15 protein-coding genes and 1 pseudogene are annotated in these 22,714 nt (G+C 61.3%); 6 read left to right on the top strand and 10 right to left on the bottom strand.

What is annotated here, in order from left to right; genetic code table 11:
- Positions 1–8: 8 nt before the first annotated feature.
- Together MB84_RS10345 and MB84_RS10340 are read left to right on the top strand one after the other, a co-directional pair.
- The gene (locus MB84_RS10345) at positions 9–1,253 is read left to right on the top strand and encodes an HlyD/EmrA/EmrK family protein (protein ID WP_046293638.1); all 1,245 of its coding nucleotides are present in this window, start codon (positions 9–11) and stop codon (positions 1,251–1,253) included.
- Between the two features lie 37 nt (positions 1,254–1,290).
- On the top strand, positions 1,291–2,847 hold the full coding sequence (locus MB84_RS10340; RefSeq protein WP_046291714.1) for a DHA2 family efflux MFS transporter permease subunit: 1,557 nt from the start codon (positions 1,291–1,293) through the stop codon (positions 2,845–2,847).
- Positions 2,848–2,989: 142 nt separating this feature from the next.
- Here MB84_RS10340 and MB84_RS10335 read toward each other — a convergent pair whose 3' ends face one another.
- From MB84_RS10335 to MB84_RS10325, 3 genes and pseudogenes are all read right to left on the bottom strand, one after another.
- Complete coding sequence (locus MB84_RS10335) at positions 2,990–3,298, bottom strand: AzlD family protein (RefSeq protein WP_046291713.1); 309 nt, start codon at positions 3,296–3,298, stop codon at positions 2,990–2,992.
- A pseudogene (locus tag MB84_RS10330) lies at positions 3,291–3,470 on the bottom strand (AzlC family ABC transporter permease); the annotation flags it as partial. The pseudogene MB84_RS10330 and the gene MB84_RS10335, both read right to left, overlap by 8 nt.
- A gap of 16 nt (positions 3,471–3,486) precedes the next feature.
- Positions 3,487–4,722 carry a hypothetical protein gene (locus MB84_RS10325; protein ID WP_046291711.1) on the bottom strand — a complete coding sequence of 412 codons (1,236 nt, stop codon included), beginning with the start codon at positions 4,720–4,722 and terminating at the stop codon, positions 3,487–3,489.
- Between the two features lie 274 nt (positions 4,723–4,996).
- Here MB84_RS10325 and MB84_RS10320 point away from each other — a divergent pair, with 274 nt between their 5' ends.
- The 4 genes from MB84_RS10320 (at position 4,997) to MB84_RS10305 (ending at position 12,196) form a co-directional block, all read left to right on the top strand.
- On the top strand, positions 4,997–5,491 hold the full coding sequence (locus tag MB84_RS10320; protein WP_039398880.1) for an acyl-CoA thioesterase: 495 nt from the start codon (positions 4,997–4,999) through the stop codon (positions 5,489–5,491).
- 119 nt (positions 5,492–5,610) lie between these two features.
- Positions 5,611–5,820 carry a cold-shock protein gene (locus MB84_RS10315; RefSeq protein ID WP_046291710.1) on the top strand — a complete coding sequence of 70 codons (210 nt, stop codon included), beginning with the start codon at positions 5,611–5,613 and terminating at the stop codon, positions 5,818–5,820.
- Positions 5,821–6,432: 612 nt separating this feature from the next.
- On the top strand, positions 6,433–11,922 hold the full coding sequence (locus MB84_RS10310) for an RHS repeat domain-containing protein (protein WP_046291709.1): 5,490 nt from the start codon (positions 6,433–6,435) through the stop codon (positions 11,920–11,922).
- Positions 11,923–11,983: 61 nt separating this feature from the next.
- A complete protein-coding gene (locus MB84_RS10305; protein WP_046291708.1) occupies positions 11,984–12,196 on the top strand; it encodes a cold-shock protein in 213 nt (70 codons plus the stop codon).
- Positions 12,197–12,279: 83 nt separating this feature from the next.
- Here the strand turns inward: MB84_RS10305 and truB are convergent, their stop codons facing one another.
- The 7 genes from truB to scpB all read right to left on the bottom strand — a co-directional run bounded on the left by truB (position 12,280) and on the right by scpB (position 22,534).
- Entirely contained in the window at positions 12,280–13,266 is a 987-nt protein-coding gene (gene truB / locus MB84_RS10300) for a tRNA pseudouridine(55) synthase TruB (RefSeq protein ID WP_046291707.1), read from the bottom strand.
- 133 nt (positions 13,267–13,399) lie between these two features.
- Positions 13,400–13,843, bottom strand: a complete 444-nt coding sequence (gene rbfA, locus MB84_RS10295; protein ID WP_046291706.1) for a 30S ribosome-binding factor RbfA — start codon at positions 13,841–13,843, stop codon at positions 13,400–13,402.
- Between the two features lie 83 nt (positions 13,844–13,926).
- Complete coding sequence (gene infB, locus MB84_RS10290; protein WP_046291705.1) at positions 13,927–16,893, bottom strand: translation initiation factor IF-2; 2,967 nt, start codon at positions 16,891–16,893, stop codon at positions 13,927–13,929.
- A gap of 80 nt (positions 16,894–16,973) precedes the next feature.
- Positions 16,974–18,449: a transcription termination factor NusA gene (gene nusA / locus MB84_RS10285; RefSeq protein WP_046291704.1), complete on the bottom strand. Its 1,476-nt coding sequence runs from the start codon at positions 18,447–18,449 to the stop codon at positions 16,974–16,976.
- Positions 18,446–18,904: a ribosome maturation factor RimP gene (gene rimP, locus MB84_RS10280; RefSeq protein WP_046291703.1), complete on the bottom strand. Its 459-nt coding sequence runs from the start codon at positions 18,902–18,904 to the stop codon at positions 18,446–18,448. Before rimP ends, nusA begins: the two co-directional genes overlap by 4 nt.
- A 365-nt stretch (positions 18,905–19,269) precedes the next feature.
- Positions 19,270–21,102, bottom strand: a complete 1,833-nt coding sequence (locus MB84_RS10275) for a pseudouridine synthase (protein ID WP_425415893.1) — start codon at positions 21,100–21,102, stop codon at positions 19,270–19,272.
- Between the two features lie 154 nt (positions 21,103–21,256).
- Positions 21,257–22,534, bottom strand: coding sequence for an SMC-Scp complex subunit ScpB (scpB, locus tag MB84_RS10270; protein WP_046291702.1), 1,278 nt, complete (start codon positions 22,532–22,534; stop codon positions 21,257–21,259).
- Between the last annotated feature and the right edge of the window lie 180 nt (positions 22,535–22,714).

The following is a 22,714-nucleotide window of genomic DNA, read 5'->3' as shown; positions in this document are numbered from 1 at the left end:
AGCAAATGATGAGCGAGAACCAACAACAAGCGCCTGCCCAACCGGCACAGAACAATGGCAAGCGCCGCCGCATGATGCTGACGCTCACGGCCGTGATCGCGATTGCGGCCATCGGCTACGGCGCTTATTACGGGCTGTATGCCCGTTACTACGAAGACACCGACGACGCGTATGTCGCAGGCAACGTCGTGCAGATCACGCCGCAGGTGGCCGGCACCGTCACCGGCGTGAAGGTCGACGACACCCAGATGGTCAAGGCTGGCCAGCCGCTGGTCACGCTGGATCAGACGGATGCCCGCGTCGCCCTGCTGCAAGCCGAAGCCAACCTCGCGCAGACCGTACGTCAGGTCCGTACGTACTTCGTGAACAACGATGCATACGCCGCCACGGTCGCCATGCGCCAGTCGGAACTCGCGAAGGCGCAGGCCGACGTGAAGCGCCGTGAAATGGCCATCGCCACCGGCGCCGTGTCGCGCGAAGAACTGGCCCACGCGCAAGACGCCGTGAAGTCGGCACAAGCCGCGCTCGAACAGGCACGCGCACAACTCGTATCGAATAAGGCGCTCACCGACAAGACATCGGTGACCACCCATCCGAACGTGCAACAGGCGGCCGCGAAGGTGCGCGCGTCGTATCTCGACTACGCCCGTACGTCCATCCCTGCCCCGGTCGACGGCTACGTCGCCAAGCGCTCGGTGCAGGTCGGCCAGCGTGTCGCCACGGGCGCACCGCTCATGGCGCTCGTGCCGCTCAACGAAGTGTGGGTCGACGCCAACTTCAAGGAAGTGCAGATCTCGCACATGCGCGTTGGCCAGCCGGTCACGCTCACGGCAGACGTGTATGGCTCGTCGGTGGAGTACAAGGGCACGGTCGCCGGCTTCTCGGCCGGTACAGGCAGCGCCTTCTCGCTGCTGCCGGCACAGAACGCCACGGGCAACTGGATCAAGGTGGTGCAACGTCTGCCGGTGCGTATCGCGCTCGACCCGAAGCAGTTGCAGCAGCATCCGCTGCGCGTGGGTCTGTCGATGCAGGTCAAGGTGAACGTGCGTAATACCGACGGCAAGGAACTGGGCGAAGCGCCGACCCTGCCGGTGTATTCGACCGACGTGTACGACAAAGTCGGCCACGACGCCGACGACATCGTCGCCAAGATCATCACCGAGAACGCCGGTGCTGCGGCTGCCAATGCAGGCGCGAGCGCAGGCGATGCCAACAACACGCGTAACCAGCCGGCCCGGGCTCGTCCCCTGTAAATCGGAGGGGGGTGCCCCCCACCCCCTTTGACAACTCATGGCAACTCAAAACGCTCCTGCCCCGCTCTCGGGAGGGCAGCTGGTACTCGGCACCATCGCGTTGTCGCTCGCCACGTTCATGAACGTGCTCGACACTTCGATTGCCAACGTATCGATTCCCGCCATCTCCGGCGACCTCGGTGTCTCGTCGAGCCAGGGAACGTGGGTGATTACGTCGTTCGCCGTCGCCAACGCCATTTCGGTGCCGCTCACGGGCTGGCTCACCGAGCGTTTCGGTGCAGTGCGACTGTTCATCACATCGATCCTGCTCTTCGTGCTGGCCTCGTGGCTGTGCGGCATGGCGCCCACGCTCGAAATTCTGCTGGCCGCCCGCGTGCTGCAAGGTGCCGTGGCCGGGCCGATGATTCCACTGTCTCAGTCGCTGCTGCTCTCGAGCTATCCGCCCGCGAAGAGTTCGATGGCCCTCGCCTTATGGGGGATGACGACACTCGTCGCCCCGGTGATGGGCCCGATTCTCGGCGGCTGGATCTCGGACAACTACCACTGGCCGTGGATCTTCTACATCAATATTCCGGTGGGTATCGCGGCCGCTTACGTCACGTGGATGATCTACAAAAAGCGTGAGACGCCGACACAGCGCAAGCCTATCGACACCGTCGGCCTGGCCTTGCTCGTGTTGTGGGTCGGCTCGCTCCAGGTGATGCTCGACAAGGGCAAGGAACTCGACTGGTTCAATTCGTCGACGATCGTCGTCCTCGCGCTCGTTGCGCTGGTGTCGTTCTGCTTCTTCGTCGTCTGGGAAATCACCGAGAAGCACCCGGTGGTCGATCTCACGCTGTTCAAGCGGGTCAACTTCACCGGCGGCGTGGTCGCTATCTCGGTCGGTTACGGGTTGTTCTTCGGCAACCTCGTGATCCTGCCGCAGTGGTTGCAAATCTATCTCGGCTACACGGCAACGGAAGCGGGTCTGGTGATGGCGCCCGTGGGGTTGTTCGCGATCATCCTGTCGCCGATCATCGGCAAATTCCTGCCCAAGCTCGATGCGCGCTGGGTCGTGACCGTCTCGTTCCTGTTGTTCGCGCTCGTGTTCCTGATGCGCTCGCACTTCAACACGCTCGTCGACACGCGCACGCTGATGATCCCGACGTTCCTGCAAGGCGTGCCGATGTCGATGTTCTTCATCCCGCTGACAGCGATCATTCTGTCGGGCCTGCCGGGGCATCGCATTCCGGCGGCGGCGGGGTTGTCGAACTTCGTGCGGATTACATGCGGTGCGGTCGGTACCTCGATTGCGACGACCGTGTGGGACAACCGCATTTCGCTGCACCACGCGCAGCTGACGGAGAATCTGACGCCCTACGACGCCACGTTCAACGGCTCGGTCGAGTCGCTCAATCAGCTCGGCATGTCGACGCCGCAGGCCCACGGTTACATCGACCGACTGGTCACGCAACAGTCGGCGATGCTCGGTGCGAACGATATTTTCTGGATCTCGGCGGTGCTGTTCGTGCTGATGATCGCGATGGTGTGGATTACACGACCGATTCGAGGTGGCGGTGGTGGCGGCGCAGATGCCGCCGCCGGTGCCCACTGAAGCCAAGGCTTCCCCCCGAGTGCCCGGCCCTGCTCTGTACTACCGGGCACTTCTTGAACCCCGCTGAAGTTGGCGGGGTTTTTTTATTCGCGCTGAAAAATGAGCAAGTGTGCAGTTCACACGGGAGAAGGCAGATTGACGCCTAGCCGACGAGATAGCGCAATGCCCCCGTCGCCACAATGCTGATGACCACCGTAGGCAATAGCGAAAAGCGCAACGCGACGAGCAGCGTCACAGCCAGCGCCAGCAGATCCGCTGGCCGGTCCGATACGAAGGACGGCGCAATGACCGAGATCAGCACGCAACCCGGCAGGCATTCCATCACCGAACGGGTACGCGGACTCAGCACGCGATCGCGCAACAACAGGAAGCCGACGATACGCGTGGCATACGTCGTGGCCGCCATCAGCGCCACCGTCGCAATGGGCAGAAACACTGCGGCGTCAACCATGGCGCGGCTCCATCAGTACGGCGGCCAGCAAACCCGCGAGCGCACCGGCGGCCACGTACCACGCCCCCGGCACATACAGATACGTCAGCACGGCGGCGACGAGACTCACCAGCCACGGCAGACTCTTGCGCATGCCGCGCCACATCCCACGAAGCAGCACGAGGAAGATGGCGCGGCGTTTGGGTTCGTCACTGATCGGGGAGATCAGGTGCGACGACGTGGACACTCTGAAGCGCCGCCGGGTCGATCTCGTCACCGTTGCCCGCGTCTACGTCGTCACCACCGCTGGCCTCTGCCTGCCCAGACTTCACGAGCGACTCGGCGCTGGCCGCTGCCAGTTTCGTCGCCGCCCCTGCCTTCTCCAGCCACGTGTAGAAGTCCAGCAACCCGGCAGGCAGCGACGCCGTGTCGTCGCTGAAGGGCAAACGCGCAATCAGAATCACGAATGCCGCAGCAGACGCCTGGCGAATTTGGCTGGCGACAGCCTTCTGCCACGCCGGATCGTCGTGATGTGCCAGCGTGTTGCGAAGCTTATCGAAAAGCCCCGATACCGCGCGTTTGGGTAACGAGCCCTTGACGGGCGAATCGTCGCCCGTGCTTTCATGTGGCCCCTGCCCCAACACATCCAGCACCTTCGCAAACCCGCCGCGCGAATTGATCCACGCGATCAGATTCGCCAGACTGTCGCCCTGGAACGGCTGACTGCCGGGGTTCCGGAATTCCTTCCCCCAACAGACCAGGTCGCCCAACGCGAGCACAGCAAAGTATGGCGCCACCATCATCCCCGGGGTGAAAACCGCGTTACCGACGAGCAGCACTTTGCAACTCGCCGCCCGGGTCACGCGCGGCTTTCCCGGTCGCACCAGTTCACACACCATGACGTTCGCCCATCGGGCGAAGAGATCGGGGGCAATATACGGTGACAGGCAACTCAGCAGTTGACTCGCCAGATTGGCAACGTGGGTCGCCACCACCGTGATTCCGAGCAGCGTGGGATAGCGGGTCGGCGTTGCAACGGCAGCGGGTTCCGATGGCTCGGCGGGTGCGAGAGCGTCTGTGGGCGGTGACAGCGACTGCAGGGACGCGCCCGGTGCCGTCAATGAATGAGATGCGCCAGAACCCGCGTCTTCGACTTTCGAATTGTTGAGGCTGTCCTTGGAATGCAAGGCGTTCGCGGCGAATTGCCGCGACATCACGTCGCGCAGCATTACCTCCATCCCCGCTTCGATCTCTGCCATCGAACAATTGTCGCCAAACCGCGCATTTGACGGCGCGGGCACGCTCGTATTGCGTGCATGATCGAAGTCCTTGAGCAGGGGAACCGTCGACGCTTCGTGCTCGTGCGTCTGAGCCTCGCGCAGCGCTGCCTGCCGACACTCGATCGGAATGCAAACGTGTGGCGAACCACCTGAAGTTTGGATCATGACACACCGCCCTGCTCGTCGGATTCGGCCCTGACGAGCTTCGCCACGACCGAGGCCCGCGCTGGCACAACCGTGTCACTGTGCGCCGCGCGCCGCACCGCACGCTTGCGGAATTCGCTCCCAGGCGCCGGGGCGGGAAAAGGTGGATCGGGCCGGGCATCGGCAGGTGTCACGCAATCGCAGTATCATTGCGCATCCCCCGGCCCGACGCCCCCACGGTCAGACACCGTTCGACGGTCGGGCAAGTACTATCCGTCAGCAAAAACACAACACCATGAATACCCCGCAGAACCCGATCGAACGCTCCGAAGTCACTTTCCGCTTTCTGGCCGAACCGGCTGCCGTCAACTTCGGCGGCAAGGTGCACGGGGGCTCACTGATGAAGTGGATCGACGAAGTGGCCTACGCTTGCGCTGCGACGTGGTCGGGCCGCTATTGCGTGACGGTCAGCGTCGGCAATATCCGCTTCCGTCGTCCGATTCTGGTGGGTAATCTGGTGGAACTGCGCGCACGTATCGTGGCCACGGGCCGCACGAGCATGCACATCCATGTGTCGGTGCATGCGGGCGATCCCAAGTGGGGCGAACTGCGTCAGACGACCGACTGCCTGATGGTGTTCGTCGCGGTCGACGAGAGCAACCACCCCGTCGGTGTGCCGTCCTTCGAGCCGAAAACCGACGAGCAGAAGGCATTGGCCAAGTACGCCATGGATGTGAAAGCCGCGCTCGACGCCATCGTCGAACTTAAACCGGAAAACGTCGCGAGCTGACGCGTCCGATCGGGTTATGCGGACGCCCTTCGTCCGCACAGCAGGTAGGCCGCCGGTGGTGCGGCCATGGCAGATTCAGGCATCGGGTTTCGATTTGTCGTTTCGAAGGAGAGCAAATCATGCCGCGCGGAACCGTCAAGGATTACTACCCGGAAAAGGGGTACGGGTTCATCACGCCGCATGGGGGCGGTGAAATCGTTTTCGTCCATGAAAGCGAGATTTGCACGCCGGGCTGCCCCCTGCTTCAGACGGGTCAGGTCGTCGAGTATGAGACCACCCGTGGAGACGCCTACTTGCTTGCGACGAACGTTCGCAACGCGCCGGACTAAAGTCTCCGAATCGCCTCCCTGTCAACGTTGACAGTGACCACCAGCATTCTCCAGTGATCGAATACCGGTGAGCGTACGGCTCACCCGGCACACGGCATTTCCCCGCACGGCGACGATACGCGCCGCCCCTTTCGGAAGATCCATTTCGCGCTTTCCAATGTCGGGCTACCTTGCGCATGCCCAGCGGCGGCGGTACCTGTCAACGTTGACAGTTACCGGCGCTTCGATGAGGTGCTGGAATGGCGGCGTGCAACCGATTCGTTTCCCCCACCCGTCTTACGCGCTGAAGCGTTCGGCAAATCCCGGTCGATCCGCAATTCCGCCAGGGAGATCACTCTGTCAGGCGGAGCAATTGAGTCGTTCAACAAGGAAAGGGCTCGGGCCACATCACACCGGGAGGCGGAGGCGGAGGCGGAAGCGGTGCCGCCCAAAGCATCGACGCACTTCCGTGATCGAGGGGTGCCAATCCCCGCGAGCCGACCGTCGACCATACGGCCGACTACCAAACGGTGAAGAACAAGAGAAGACGCGTGATCGCGTCCAATGGTCGTGTGGTGGAGAGTGACTGCCCGGATGCTTCTGTGAAGCAACCATCCTGATGGGAGCCGAATCATGCAAGCGATCAAGCACTTCAGCAGCAATGACCAGTTGGCTTTTGAAACCTATGCCGCGTTGAAGCGGAATGTCCTCATCAGCCCCCAAAGCGGTGAAGGCATGCTGCGAATTCCGATTGCGGGGCTGTTTGCGGATGCCGGCGCTTCTCCGTCGTTCAATCTCAGTTTCTCGTGCAAGTTGCATACCGGCGATTTGAATATCATTCGTTGCGGGTTCATTACGCCAAGTGAACTGGTCCCAGTTCCAAAGGCAAAGGATCGCTTTGAGCGCCTTCCGCTTTGCGACGGACGTTCCCTCGATTTCGAAATGAACCCGGGAGCGACCTTCAACGGCGGGGACTTCCTGGTAAAGCGCGACGGCATTAATGTCGTCGTGTATCACAAGAACGGTGCGTGCGAGACATTTGGCACGACCACGATTTACCGTGAGCTGCCTCTTCAGAACACGGGCTGGATTTATCCCATACGCTATGTTTCACCTTCCGGCAGGTCGCTCACATTTGAGTGGCAGGAATTCGGAAGCGGTCCGCGCATCACTGCCATCAACGACGACGACGGGCGGATATTGGACGTTGAATGGATCGAGACGGAGCGCAGAAATATGGTTTTTGGCACTTCCTCTCCGGCCTTGCAGAAAGCCGTCTTATTCCCTAAAAGCGACCAGGAAGTCACCTATGCGGCGACAGGCGACGCCAAAGACCTCGGGGTCGTCCAAACGATTGAAATGGCAGGCGTCACCGGATCCGCCAAAACGATTTACCGCGTTTTCCATGACTATCGAAGCGTCGTTAAATTCGAAGTTTGCCGGGAATCATCGGTTCCCGCAGACAAGCCCGACGATCCGAATGTCGTAGAAACTTCTACGCACACCGAATCCATGGAATTCAATGGCAACCGAATCGTAAAACACACCATATCGCCGGGCGGCGGCATCACCCCTCTTATCGAAAGCTACAAGTTCGAAACAAGCAAAACCACGGTAACCTGCACGCAGAGGGACAAGACTGCGCTCACACGCGTGTACACCTTCGCAGACAATTGTCAGACCGAGGCCGTCACCGCCGCCGATGTCACCGTACTCACGGAACAGAGCGTCAGCATCGACGAGAAACTCGGCATCGCGACACAGAAGACCACCAGGAAGATTGGTAACGTGGTCGTCGACGAGCTTGCGCTCGAATACGACGCGGCTGGCAACCTCGTCAGGTCGACCAAAGATGACACCGTGACGGAATGGACATACTTCAACAACTACAACGCCTACACCGTTGAAGAGAAAGCAAGCGTTTATCAGGACACGAGTTTCTTCGGTCTTCTGCTGAAACTGGTCGATTACGTCAATCCTGTTGGCCTGGGATTCGTGGCGTTTGGTTCAGGCGGCATCACGTGGGGCACCAAAATCGACACGATCGTCGAGATGGCCGTCACCGACAATGACTATGCGCAGGCCGCCTTTCAACTCCCCTACGCAATGAATTATCCCGGTGACCCCAGTGGGTTTACGTCGCACGTGGAGTCGGAAATTGTCTACCGGAAGGACGGCGACAAGCGATACGCGCGGCGCCTCGCCTATTTCAGCTACCTCAAGTTCATCCCAAAAGCAGTCCCCAATGTCGACCGCCCGCATGTCCCGCTTCCTCATAGAAAGCTAACAGTATTCCAACCGTCTTATGAAGAAGTCGACGTCAGCGCGGAACAATTGATCGTCGCCAAAAACGCAGCAAAAGCGCTCCTGGACAGCTTCACGAAGCAGTACAACAGCACCAAAGACAAAGATGAAAAAGCAAAGGTTCAATCCCTGATCGACGATCTGAACAAGAGCCTCAGCGTGCAGAGCAAGACCAACGCCCGCGGGTTCCGGCTCAACAATACAACCGGCAAGTGGCCCGAAGGGTCGATGCACCTCGAGGAAAACGAGTATCAGACAAAGATTGACGACCCCGGTTTCGGTCAACTCAGCGCCAACACTACCTGGCTGCTCGGTGAGTTTGGCAACAAGTTACCCGGCTCGGAAATCAGAGCCACATTCGTCTATGAAAAGGATGCGAAAGACAAACGCAAAGTCACCGTCCGAACCACGACCACAGCCGCGCAGGGAATTACGGTCACCACGAGTCGGACCCGCTCTGCGCTGACGAGCCGCGTGTATGAAACCATCGATGGCGAAAATCTCAGGACCCAATTCACCTATGACACATCCGGCTTGCTCACGAGTGCGAAATCCATGCGGGGCGACGTCACACTTGGACAGCGCGATTACTCGCTAACGCCCCTCAAGGGCCAGCTATGGCAGTATCAAACAACCGAATCCGCTTGCAAACAATATGCCCGCGTCATCAGGGACGAACTCTCGCGCGAGCGCGAAGCGTGGATAAGTCCGGATGGAAAAAGATGGCTGCAAATGCTCAGGAGCGACTACGACCCGCAAGGCCGTCTGTCGCGCACCGATGAATTCGACTACGACCCTACGAACACGAAATGCAGCACGCTGACGACGACGTGGACTTTTGACGATGACGCCAACAAGTGCGCCGTCACAAAGACGCTCAAGGATGCAAGCGACAAGGTTTTGGATACCAAGACGCTGACCCTCACCAGCAAAGCCATGAGCGAGACCATGCTCATGGGGACCGCCGAGACGGTGCGCAGCTACGATGCCGCCAAGCGAATGCTTATCGAAACCTCCGGCGCACCGAACGCCCCCGCGTTCCGAAAACGCAGCACATTCGACGTTGGCGGCAATCTGACGTCCGTCAGCATCGAAACCATTGATGCCAACGGGGAAGTCTTCGCTGGCGACAAGACGACGTTGTCTTATGACAACTACGGTCGTCTTGAGACGCTAACGCCGAAAATCGGCGCGGCCACAGCCTTTACTTATGACCGGTTCGACCGTCTGATCACGTCGACAACCAATGACATCGAAATCGGCAACGCCTATTCCGCTGCAAGCCTGGCGAACGTTGCGACCCGCAGTTACGTAAAGGACAGTTTTGCAGACCTCACATCGGCAAAAATCCTGGGCACGCAAACGATTGACGGACTTGGTCGTCCCACAACGGAAACGGTCAACGGCAACACCGTCAAGTTCAGTTACGAAGGGTCATCGCGCTGGAGCCGACGCGACGATCTGGGCGCTCGTCCCGAAACGCTTAAGGGTTACAAGAGCGAATTGGACAGCAGCAGACTCCAATACACCGAAACCATTACCGACGATTCCGCCACACGCATTTCGAAAACCACGTCCGGTCGGCGAGGCCTGATGCTCGAATTCGATGACGTGACGGGCACCAATACGAAGTATCAATACGACGCCTTCGGCCGCCTGATCGGCATGAAAAGCGACGTTTGCGAAAGCAAATTCTTCTATTACGACAACGGTCTGCTAAAGCAAGAAAACATCAAGGCCGTGAAGAGCGGCCTCACCATCAGGGTGCTCTACACCTATAACCGATCAGGTATCGAAACTTGCCGGGACTTCCTGTGCACGGAACTGAAGACGCACTCCATCGAAAGTCGACGCATGGACGACGGTCGAATCGACCGCGTTTTGCTCAAGGTCGACGACACGATTGTGAGCGGCGACTATTTCGAGTATGACGATTCGCATCGCCTGTCCGCCTGGTATTGCTCACATGAAGGTGCGGAGGGCGATAGCGGCAAGAAGTTCGTCAAACAGGTTTTCAGCTACGACAGGTTCGGCAACGTACGTTCGAGCGCCAACGAGTTCTACACCGGCAATAGCCGTCCACAAACACTGTCGACATCGACGACCCGGCGGGACTACGACTCGGCGAAACCCGGCGTACTCACCGCTCTCGACGGCGTAACGATGGGAAACGACGCCGCAGGCCGACTGACCAAACGCGCCAACAGGAGCCTCACCTACCACGCAAACGGTCAATTGAAGAGCTGCTCTGCGACCGCCGACAGCAAAGACGGGGACTACGTCTTCAGCTACGACGATTTGGGGCGTGTGCGCGGTGGTTCCGCCGGAAAGGGAAAATGGACGGACACCTACCACTATCGTGGAGCAAAGGCGTATGCCGTCGTGCAGCAGGACGACGAAAAGAAGCAGGGCTTTCAGCACCGCATCCTGGCATTGAAAAACGACAGTCCATCGTGCCTTCTGCAACAGGCGTTGACGAGCGTCGGCGACACGACCACCGAGTCGTATTCGTTCGAGCTGCGCGATCAGGCGGGCACGGTATTCGCGAGCGTCGATGTGGCAACCAAGGCCATCACCTACTATCGCTATTCGCCCTATGGCTATCGGAACGTCAAACCCAGCGCCGTGACGTGGCTGGGTTTCAAAGGCGAAGCCTTGAATTACGTCGGCTTCTACCATCTTGGGAACGGCTACCGACATTACGATCCGGAAGCTTGCCGCTTCCAGACACCGGACAACATGAGTCCATTCGATGTGGGCGGTTATGCGGCCTATGCCTATTGCGGCGGCGACCCCGTGAACTATCACGATCCGAGTGGGCATCAACCCGTGGCGCAATACAGCCGTCTGGACACGATGCCCGCCATGTACACGAAGGAGTTCCGTATCGTCGCAGGCGTTGTCGAAATATTGGCAGCGCCCTTCACTGCCGGTGCCTCCCTCGCGATGGCCATTGCCTTGACTGGCTTAGCCATCGTTTCCGGTGCGTTCAGCATTGCATCGACGCTGTTGGAGGACAGCGATCCGAAGCTGTCCGACATTCTGGGCTATCTTGGGATGGGGCTCGGCGTAGTCGCTCCCAATGCGCTGCAGTCGCGACTTATGAGCCGTGCGGCGAGGTTGGCGGCGCGCAGGAGTTCAGGTTTTGGCAGCAATGTTTTGCGTGGACGCGTCGCAGCACTGGCGAGTGAGTGCACGACCCGGATACGGCTCGGCAAGAACATATTGGCCCTGGACTCGATCTCCGACCCATTCCAGCTGCAGGCAGTCGGACCGCACCTGGAAAGGCTCGGCGTTTTCTCGCCCGGGTCTGCCGAGGATGCCTTCGACATGGGCGGCGCCCCGGTACCGGAGTACTTTTCGGCCAGCGTCATGCAAAGGGCTGGCATCTCCACTGAACAGATGTTCAATGTCAGCACAACGGGGCGCGGCGATGGAGATCTGATCGGCAGCGGAGGTTCCCCCAAGAACTACTACGAGTCCTCGACGAATGTGACGAACCACTTGCGATCCCAACCCGAGGCAGTCAGCTACCTCAAGGACATCCCCGCCCTTGCCAAGCTTCCCGCATTCGATGCTGCTGAAGTGTTCACCCGGCTGTCCCACCAATATGGCGTGGACGTTTCACGATCATTGAACCCCATGTCGCTTGAGCAGGCGATGAACATCTTGCGCAACGCCAACTACGTGTACAAGGATGTCGACGGCGGGTTCTGTCGCCCCACTCTGAGCACCACCGCCCCCGGTTTTGCCAAGGCCGGGATCAACAACCTACTTGACGGTATCGACTGGTGGCAAGGCGCACGCATGCTGCCGTGATTTTTCGGTGGCGTGGCGCCGTGTTTCAACGCTCGTCAGGCAATCAACGAAGGAGAAAGAAATGGCTCAAGGCAAAGTCAAATGGTTCGATAGCGGCAAGGGCTACGGCTATATCATCCTGGAGAATAGCGGTGAGGACGTCTTCTTTCACTTTTCCGCAGTGACGGACGGTGGTGAGGGAACGCTTTCACCAGACACGCCCGTCGAATTCGACGTGACGAAAAGTCCGAAGGGATTACAGGCGATGAACGTCAAAGCGCTTCGCTCGTCGTGACACCTGTCGGGTCGTGTCGAGCCGGGAGGGAGCGTCAGTGGCACGCTGTGTAGCGCCCACTGACGCTTCCGAAGCGGCACCCATTACTGAGTCTTCAGCAACCGTTGCGGGGTGAGCAGCGCTTCGCCATCGAGACGAGCGACACCGAGCAGACGCGCGGTGACATCGCCAGACGCTTCCGCATAGACCTTGACCTCAATACCGTCATGCGTCGACGCACAGGTGCGCAGCGATTGCGGACAACGCACCTCATCGAGACGTAACCGCTGACCGTGGTTGAAGCGCTTGGCCAGCGTGTCGTCGAGCCAGATCGTCGGGAGTGTCTTGAGCAACGCATCGACCGGCGCGAGTTTCTCCACGCGCTGCGCGTGATCGAGCGCGTTCAGATCTTCGAGCGTCACCGCGCCATCGAGCGTCAGCGGGCCGACCGCCGTGCGACGCAACGCGCGCAAATGCGCGCCACATCCCAACGCTTCGCCGATGTCTTCTGCCAACGTGCGCACGTAAGTGCCCTTGCTGCACGTCACCCGGAAGGTGAATTCGTTTTCGTCGGGCAATGCGCACGCCGTCATCTCCAGCAGATGGATGGTGACGTTGCGGGCTTCACGTTCGAGTGTCTGCCCTGCACGCGCATATTCATACAGCGGCTTGCCGTCGCGCTTGAGCGCGGAATACATCGGCGGGACCTGCGAAATCGGACCCGTGAAGCGCGGCAGTACGGCGCGAATCGCCGCTTCGTCCACCGTCACCGGACGCGTTTGCAGCACCTCCCCTTCCGCGTCTCCCGTCGTCGTCGTCTCGCCGAGACGCACGCGTGCCTCGTAGGTCTTGTCGGCTTCGAGCAAGTCCTGCGAGAACTTCGTCGCCTCGCCGAAACACAACGGCAGCAAGCCCGTCGCGAGCGGGTCGAGCGTGCCGGTATGACCGGCCTTCAATGCCTGAAGCAGACGTTTGGCCTTGATCAGGGCATCGTTGGACGACAGGCCCAGCGGCTTGTCGAGCAACAACACGCCGTCGAGCGGGAAACGAGGGAGTTTTTGGCGGGGTGCCTGCGAACGCGGGTCCGTCATGTGCGGGATTACGTGAGAAATTCTGGTGGGATGTTGCCAGGCCTGCGTCGCGCAGGCACAGGCATCGCAAGACTACCGGGCGCGCTTCGCGTTGGCCCGGTCGGTCCGGCAGGCGACATCGTCGACGAGCGGCTTATTTGCCTTCGTCCTTGTTGACGCTGCCATCGTCGCTGTCGACGTCGTCACCGTCTTCGCCCTCGGCCGCTTCCGAATCTTCCTTCGCGCGGGTAGCGTTGGCCGTGTCGATCAGACGCGACATCTCGATCGCACGCTCGATCGACTGATCGAAGTGGAAGTGCAACGTCGGCACCGTATGGATGTGCAACCGCTTGAACAGCAGATTGCGCAGATAGCCCGCCGCTTCGTTGAGCGCTTCGCCGGTCGCCTTCGGATCGCCGGTGAGCGTCGTGTAAAACACTTTCGCATGCGCGTAGTCGGGCGTCACTTCCACGCTTTGCAGCGTGACCAGACCAATGCGCGGGTCCTTCACTTCGCGCTGAATCAACTCCGAGAGATCCCGCTGGATCTGATCGTTGATGCGAAGGTTTCGACCGGGAACGCCACGTTTCTTTGCCATAACAAACTCGCTAGTAATGCAATGGCCCACGCCACCGGTTTCCCGGCTTGGTGGGCCATTCCACTTCTGTTGTGCAAATCGCGTTACAGCGAGCGCGCAACTTCCGTGATTTCAAACGCTTCCAGTTGGTCGCCTTCCGTAATGTCGTTGAAGTTCTTCACCGACAGACCGCACTCGAAGCCTGACTTGACTTCCTTGACGTCATCCTTGAAGCGCTTGAGCGAATCGAGTTCACCCGTGAAGATGACCACGTTGTCGCGCAGCACGCGCACGTGCGACGAACGCTTGACGAAGCCGTCGAGCACCATACAGCCGGCCACCGTACCGACCTTCGGCACCTTGAACGTCTGACGCACTTCGACCATACCCGTGATTTGTTCCTTCTTCTCCGGCGCCAGCATGCCCGACATTGCCGCCTTCACCTCATCCACTGCGTCATAGATGATGTTGTAGTAGCGAATGTCGATACCGTTCGACTCGGCCAGCTTGCGGGCCAGTGCATCGGCACGCGTGTTGAAGCCGATGATGACCGCCTTCGAAGCCGTTGCCAGGTTGACGTCGCTTTCGCTGATGCCGCCGACCGCAGCGTGCACGATCTGCACACGCACTTCCGGCGTCGAGAGCTTGTTGAGCGACTGAGCCAGTGCTTCCTGCGAACCCTGAACGTCTGCCTTGATGATGAGGGGCAGCGTCTTGACTTCGCCTTCGGCCATCTGCTCGAACATGTTCTCGAGCTTCGCGGCCTGTTGCTTGGCCAGCTTCACGTCACGGAACTTGCCCTGACGGAACAGCGCGATTTCACGTGCCTTGCGTTCGTCCTGCACCACCAGCACTTCTTCACCGGCGCCCGGCACTTCCGACAGACCCTGGATTTCCACCGGGATCGACGGACCTGCGTCCTTCGTGTTCTTGCCGGTCTCATCGAGCATGGCGCGAACGCGACCGTAAGCCTGACCTGCCAGCACCATGTCGCCGCGCTTGAGCGTGCCCGACTGCACCAGAATGGTCGCGACCGGGCCCTTACCCTTGTCCAGCTTCGCTTCGATCACGATACCCTTGGCCGGCGCATCCACCGGCGCCTTCAACTCCAGCACTTCGGCTTGCAGCAACACGTTCTCGAGCAGATCGTCGATCCCCGTACCCGTCTTGGCCGAAACCTCGACGAACGGCGAATCGCCACCGTACTCTTCCGGCACCACGCTCTCGGCCACGAGTTCCTGCTTCACGCGGTCCGGGTTCGCATCCGGCTTATCGATCTTGTTGATCGCCACCACGATCGGCACACCTGCCGACTTCGCGTGAGCAATCGCTTCCTTCGTCTGCGGCATCACACCGTCGTCCGCCGCGACCACGAGAATCACGATGTCCGTTGCCTGTGCACCGCGAGCACGCATGGCCGTAAAGGCCTCGTGACCCGGCGTGTCGAGGAACGTCACCGTACCGCGCGGCGTGTCGACGTGATATGCACCGATGTGCTGCGTAATGCCACCGGCTTCGCCCGACGCCACCTTGGCGCGACGGATGTAGTCCAGCAGCGAGGTCTTGCCGTGATCGACGTGACCCATCACCGTCACCACCGGCGGACGCGGCAGCGCTTCGGCTTCCGTCACGTCGTTGCCGAGGTCGAGCAGCGTTTCCGGATCGTCCAGCTTGGCGGCGATTGCGCGGTGGCCGAGTTCCTCCACCACGATCATCGCCGTTTCCTGATCGAGCACCTGGTTGATGGTCACCATCTGGCCCATCTTCATCATCAGCTTGATGACTTCAGCGGCCTTGACCGACATCTTGTGTGCCAGATCGGCAACACTGACCGTTTCCGGCACGTGCACGTCGCGCACCACCGGTTCGGTCGGTGCCTGGAATGCATTGCGATCGTCCTGCGAATGACGGTCGCCACGACGGCCGCCACGGCCACCGCCACGCCAGCCATCCGAACCGCCGCTCGCGTCGCCGCGGGTCTTCATGCCGCCACGCTTGTTACGGTTGTCCGTATCCTTCTGCCACGCGCCCGGCTTCTTGTCCTTCTTGTCCGCTGCGCCAGCCGTCGTCGACGCCGGTGCGGCGGCCGGCTTCTTGTCTGCCGGCTTGGCCGCGGCACCTTCCGGCTTGGCCGGCTTGTGCAGCGTGCCCTTGGCGGCGTCCGCCTTGGCCGGTGCGGCCGCAGCAGGCGCCGGCTCCGGTGCCTTGAGCACGCGGCGCGGGGCGTTCATCATTTCGCGAATGGCGCGCGCTTCGGCTTCCGCCGCCGCACGACGCTTGCGAATCGCTTCCTCTTCGGCACGGGCCTTGTCGGCAGCAGCGCTCGCCTTTTCAGCGGCAGCGCGGGCTTCTTCGCTGGCCTTGCGGGCTTGCTCGCGCTCAGCGTCAGCCTTGGCAGCCGCAGCCTTCTCTGCTTCTGCTGCCTTTTCGGCGTCGGCCTTGGCAACCTTGTCGGCTTCCTCGCGGGATTGCTGCGCCTGCTTTTCGGCGTCGGCGTCGGCCTTGGCTTCCGCCTTGGCCTTCTGCTCTTCGGCCGCCTTCGCAGCGGCAGCAACGCGCTCAGCTTCCTCACGCACACGGCGCTCGGCAGCTTCCTTCTCTTCGCGCTCGCGACGCTCGGCTTCTTCGCGTTCCAGTTGTTCCTGGCGACGCTTCAGCTCGGCCGCTTCTGCAGCCAGACGCTCCGCTTCGCGGCGTGCATCTTCTTCACGCAAACGAAGCGCCTCGTCTTCCGCAGCAGCGGCCGCGTTGTCCACGCCTTCGGCGACGTCGTCACGCTTGACGAAGGTGCGCTTCTTGCGCACTTCGACCTGGATCGTACGCGCCTTACCGGTCGCGTCGGCCTGCTTGATTTCCGAGGTCTGGCGACGCGTCAGAGTAATCTTCTTTTTGTCGCCGTCGCCAGCGCCGTGCGAACGGCGCAGGTGCTCCAGCAGACGGGCCTTGTCGGCTTCCGTCACGGAATCGTCGGCGCTGAGTTTGTCCACGCCGGCGGCTTTGAGTTGCTCCAGCAACACGCCGGCCGGCATTTTCAGTTCTTCAGCAAATTGGGCTACGTTGATGCTCGCCATTCAAACCTCTTCAAGCAAGGCCAGGCGCCTTGCGGTTAACTTCAAAGTTCACTGTTCCATATGCATGCCGGGGCAGGTCATCATTGGAACCAGTGCTCTCGCGCTTTCATGATCAGGGCCTTTGCGGCTTCCTCGTCGACGCCGGTCATCTCGGTCAGTTCGTCGACGGCCAGCTCGGCCAGATCATCGCGCGTCTGAATTTCATGCTCGGCCAGCTTGGCCAGCAACTCGGGCGTCATGCCGTCGAGGCTCTTCAGATCGAGCGCAACGCCCTCAACCTTCTCCTCGGTGGCAATTGCCTGTGTCAGCAGGGCGTCGCGTGCACGATTGCGCAGCTCATGGACCGTGTCCTCGTCGAACGCTTCGATTTCAAGCATTTCGTTCAGGGGCACGTAGGCGATCTCTTCCAGGCTCGAGAAACCTTCCTCGATCAGGATGTCCGCCACTTCTTCGTCCACATCGAGACGCTGCATGAACAACGTGCGCAGCGTGCCGCGCTCTTCGTTCTGCTTCTCGGCCGATTCGTCCGGCGTCATGATGTTGATCTGCCAGCCGGTCAGTTCCGACGCCAGACGCACGTTCTGACCGCTGCGACCGATCGCCACCGCCAGTTCGTTCTCGTCGACGACGACGTCCATGCTGTGCTTCTCTTCGTCCACGACGATCGACTGCACCGCCGCAGGCGCCAGCGCACCGATCACGAACTGCGCGGGGTCTTCCGACCACAGCACGATGTCCACGTTCTCACCGCCGAGTTCGTTACGCACAGCCTGCACGCGCGTGCCGCGAATGCCCACGCACGTGCCGATCGGATCGATACGCTTGTCGTAAGCCACCACGGCAATCTTGGCGCGCATGCCCGGGTCACGAGCCGCAGACTTGATCTCCAGCAGGCCCTGCTCGATTTCCGGCACTTCCATGCCGAACAACTCGATCAGGAATTCCGGCGCCGTGCGCGAGAGTTCGATCTGCGGGCCACGTGCAGTGCGGTCCACCTTCACGATGTACGCACGAACGCGGTCACCGATACGCAGGTTTTCCTTCGGGATGAGTTGATCGCGACGCAGCAGTGCTTCCACACGGCCGGACTCGACGATCAGGTTGCCCTTGTCGAGACGCTTGACCGTGCCGGTCATGATCTTCTCGCCGCGCTCCAGGAAGTCGGAGAGGATCTGCTCGCGCTCGGCATCGCGAATGCGTTGCAGAATCACTTGCTTGGCCGCCTGCGCGCCGATACGGCCGAATTCGACCGATTCCACCGCCTCTTCGACGAAGTCGCCGACTTCGAGAGACGGATCGTCTTCCTTGGCTTCGAACGACAGAATCTGCTTGTCCGGATCCTGCAGACCCGCTTCGTCCGGCACTACCAACCAGCGACGAAAGCTCTCGTGCTCGCCCGACTCGCGGTCGATGTGCACGCGAATGTCGACGTCTTCGCTGTAGCGCTTCTTCGTGGCCGAAGCCAATGCTGCTTCAAGCGCGCCGAACACGACATCCTTGTCGACGTTCTTTTCGCGCGCGAGCGCATCGACCAACAGCAATACTTCGCGACTCATCGTTTGCGACTCCTAAAATCAATCTGCGGCACAAGGCGCGCACGGTCAATATCCGCGAGGGTGAATTCGAGCAGCGCCGGGCCGCCCTTGCCTTCGAACTCAAGGCTCAAGTTTTCGCCTTGCGTTGCCTGCAAAATGCCGCGGAACTGCTTGCGGCCTTCGAGCGGCACACGCAACGTGAGACTTATTTCGACGCCGGCAAAACGCTCGAAGTCACGCAGCTTGCGCAGCGGACGGTCCAGCCCCGGCGACGACACTTCAAGTCGGTCGTAATTGACGTTCTCGACCATCAGGACGTGCGAGAGCTGACGGCTCACCGTCTCGCAGTCATCGATAGAGATGCCTTCCGGCTTATCGATATATACGCGCAGCAGTCCGCCGCCCGCGCGCTCAAGATCGACCAGCTCGTAACCCAGGCCTTCGACCGTGGTCTCGATCAGTTCTGGCAATTGCAACTTTGCTCACCCTAGAAAAACTCGCGCGCATCAGCAGCGCCCGACATGTCTGCGCGCCCCGCATGGGACGTCGCACGATACCTGCCTCGACCGTCCGGGCCGGTGTGCCTGAGTCGACACACCCACTCCCCGACGTGGCGGCATCGGCCGCGCTAAACGCTCGCGGCAAAAAAAAAATGGGCGAAACGCCCATTTCTTACAGCCTCATTGCGCATGAGGTGCGCATCGCAGCAGAACGCCCGACACGCAAACCAGCTTATTCTTTGATTTTATATGGTTTTGGGCCGATTTGCAACGCTTGACGCCCGAAATGCCCGAGGAACAGGCCACAGTGTCACATTGCCGCAATGCAAGATCGGCGCCCTTCAGCGCGACCGGTTGCCGCCGCGATTGCCACGGTTGCCCTGGCCTCCGCCGCCGCCCGTCCGGTTGCCGCCACGGCTGCGATTGCCGTTGGCGTTGCCGCCGCCATAGCCACCGTTTCCTCCATTACCGCCGTTGCCGCTGCCGTTACCGCTGCGCGACTGCCCGCCGAAGCCACCCGCGCTGTTGCCACCGCCGAAGCGGCGACCTTCGCCGCGCGGCGAAGACGTCTGCCCCGGATAGCCACCGCTCGGACCGACAAACGCGGTCAACGGATTGGCGCGCGGGCGACGCGACTGCCCCGGCTCACGAGCAAAGACGCCCAGCGCCGTTTGCATCGGATCGGGCTGACGGCGTGGCTCCTTCGCGGCGCCGGGCTTTCCGCCGCGGCCACCGTTTGCACCATTGCGCGCGCCCTTTTCGTCCGAGGCTGCCCCGGGCATCTTCATACCGACGGCGGCGAACAGCGAACGCACCTGCGCTTCGTCCATCTCTTCATAGCGACCGCGCTTGAGACCGCGAGGCAACGTCAACGGGCCGTAACGCGTACGGATCAGCCGGCTCACCATCAACCCGGCCGCATCGAACATACGACGCACTTCGCGGTTGCGCCCTTCGGCCAGCGCGACGTGATACCAGTGGTTCGAGCCTTCGCCGCCGCCATCTTTCAGGCGCAGAAAGTTGGCTTCACCGTCGTCCAGCTTGATGCCGTGCAACAGTTGCTGACGCGACGCTTCGTTCAGTTGCCCCACGGTGCGCACGGCGTATTCACGCTCGATTTCGTAACGCGGGTGCATGAAACGGTTGGCCAGATCGCCCGACGTCGTCAGGATCAGCAGACCTTCCGTATTGAAGTCCAGACGCCCGACCGCGAGCCACTTGGCTGTCTTCATCGGCGGCAGACGGTCGAACACCGAGGTGCGGCCTTCCGGATCGGCATGGCTGACGATTTCGCCAGCAGGCTTGTGATACAGCAGCACGCGCGGCGGCTTGCTGGTGATACGACGCTTGACGAGCTTGCCGTTGATGCGGACCTGGTCGGTCGGCAAAATGCGCTGCCCGATGTGCGCCGGCTCTGAATTCACCGACACGCGACCGGCGAGAATCAGCTCCTCCATCTCGCGACGCGAGCCCATACCGGCCTCGGCCAACACCTTGTGCAGCTTCGGCGCTTCGTCGTCGGGCGAGAGCACGCGACGATCGGCCGGACGGCGACCGCGCTTGGCGGCTGCGTTGTCGCCCTCGGCGTCATCACCATCGAAACCGCCGGACGTCACGAAGGCGAACAGATCGCTGTCGCCAGCATGGCCTGCACCGCCCTTACCACCTGCACCGCTGCGCGGCCCGCCCGCCGAGCCCTTGCGGCCACGGCCCTGCGTCTTGCTTGCGGCACCCTGGCCGCCCTGGCCACCTTGAGCACCTTGACTTTGAGCCCCCTGAGCGCCGCGCTTCTGACGGCCACCCGCCGCTACACCGCCAGCCTGTGCCGGTTGCGTAGCTTGCTGGGCGTCGTCACGCCTGCCGCCACGCGGCTTGCGCGTGTTGGCGCGGCCTCGCGTCTGCGCAGCAGACGGCGTACCTTCAGCGCCGGACGCCGGGCCTTGCTGAGCCTCGGGAGAGGGTTGGCCTGACGTGGCGTCCGAACCGGCGAATTCGCCGGCATCGTCGCCTTCGCGCTTGGCTTGCTGAGCCGCACGGCGGCGAGCGATCAGACTGCGCGGGCCACGGCGCAAACCACGGCGCGCCTTTTCATCGCCACCCTCGCCTTCCGGCGAACGCGCTTCGGCACCGGCATCGCGTGCGTGCAGGTCCTGGGATTCTTCGTTTTGTTTCAACACAACCTCATTGGAAAACGGGATCGTCGTGGGCAGGCTTGGGTCGCTGTCCTGATCCGTGTTCGCACCATGAATGCGCGGCAAAAGCCTGCCGCGACTTCGTTCTTATCGCTAAACGGCCCTGAAGGTATGCGCGGCGCAGAGCGCCGCCGCCTCAGGTACCGGTGACGAGATTCTTGTCGTCCCCGTCGTTCTCGTCGTCTATCGCACCGGGCATGGGCTGCCCGGCGGCGGCTTCGTTCGCTGCCGGGTCGACAGCGTGCGGGGAAACCTCTTGCGCCAACGACGCCGCGGGATCTTCCGCCTGCGTCGCACCTTCTTGCGCGCCTTCTTCTATATCGACGCTCTGCACATCTTGCGGCGAATCGTCGCCGACAGGAACCGCAGATTCCGATACTTCGGAAAATTCCTCGTGTTGCGCATCAGATGCCAATACCGATCCGCTGTCGATGTCGTCGTCGCCCGGCACTTCGGCAGTCCCGGCATCAAGGGCGGCCAACGACGTATCGTCCTTCCCGTCTGCCCCGTCTGCCCTTTTGCCAGCCGCCTCATCGGCATCGTCCTGCTCACTGACGTGTGCTGCGTCCGCGAGTTCCGCCACATCGGACGAAATCTCTGCCGATGTATCGACGTCGAGCACCGCGACATCGGCAGGTGCCTGCGCTTCGCCTTCGGCCATCATGGCGTCGAGTAGTGCCTCATCCGACAGCGCCTCGTCGCCGACCGCTGGCGGGCGCTGACCTTCCGGCACCCCCTGTGCGAGCGGCAGATCGTCGGCACGCGTTTGCGCCAGACGGGCCAGCGCCTCGGCATCGGCCACCGGCGCGTCGTCCGTGGCTTCCGCCTCGCCTTCTTCGCCCTCGGCACGCTCACCGAATTCGATGTTCTGTTGCGCCAGCAGATCGATCTGCGCCTGCGCGGCCGGGTCTTCCAACGGCGGCAACGCATCGAGCGCACGCAGGCCGAGGTCGTCCAGGAAGTCCTTGGTCGTCGCATACAGACCGGGGCGTCCCGGCACGTCGCGATGTCCGATCACTTCGATCCAGCCACGATCTTCGAGCTGCTTGATGATCTGCGTATTGACCGTCACGCCGCGAATCTCTTCGATATCGCCGCGCGTAACCGGTTGCCGGTAAGCAATGATCGCCAGCGTCTCCATCACAGCGCGCGAGTACTTCGGCGGCTTCTCCGGATTGAGGCGGTCAAGGTATTCACGCATGCGCGGACGGCTTTGGAAACGCCAGCCGGTGGCCAGCGCCACCAATTCCACACCTCGGCCGTCCCATTGCACGCGGATTTCCTCGAGCAGCGCGCGCACCGTGTCACCGGACACGGCGTCATTGAAGAGCTTACGCAGATCGCCGACCTTGAGCGGCTCCTGCGCGCAAATCAACGCGGTCTCGAGGACGAGTTTCGCCTCTTGGGTATTCATGTGCGACTAAGCAGACCGGGGGCTTGGCAACCCGGTATCAGGAATAAATGGATGCTTGGAACCAGAAAACGGTCGTCGATGGAAGACTACCGTTTCGCATAAGCGCGCGCCCTATTGTGTTCGGTCGTAGTGACGGCGGCGCGACCAGAATGCTTCGAAACGACCTGCCGGGAAAACGCC

This window comes from Pandoraea oxalativorans, from assembly GCF_000972785.3.
Classification (GTDB): Bacteria; Pseudomonadota; Gammaproteobacteria; order Burkholderiales; family Burkholderiaceae; genus Pandoraea; species Pandoraea oxalativorans.
This window is presented reverse-complemented; position numbering and strand designations above follow the sequence as displayed.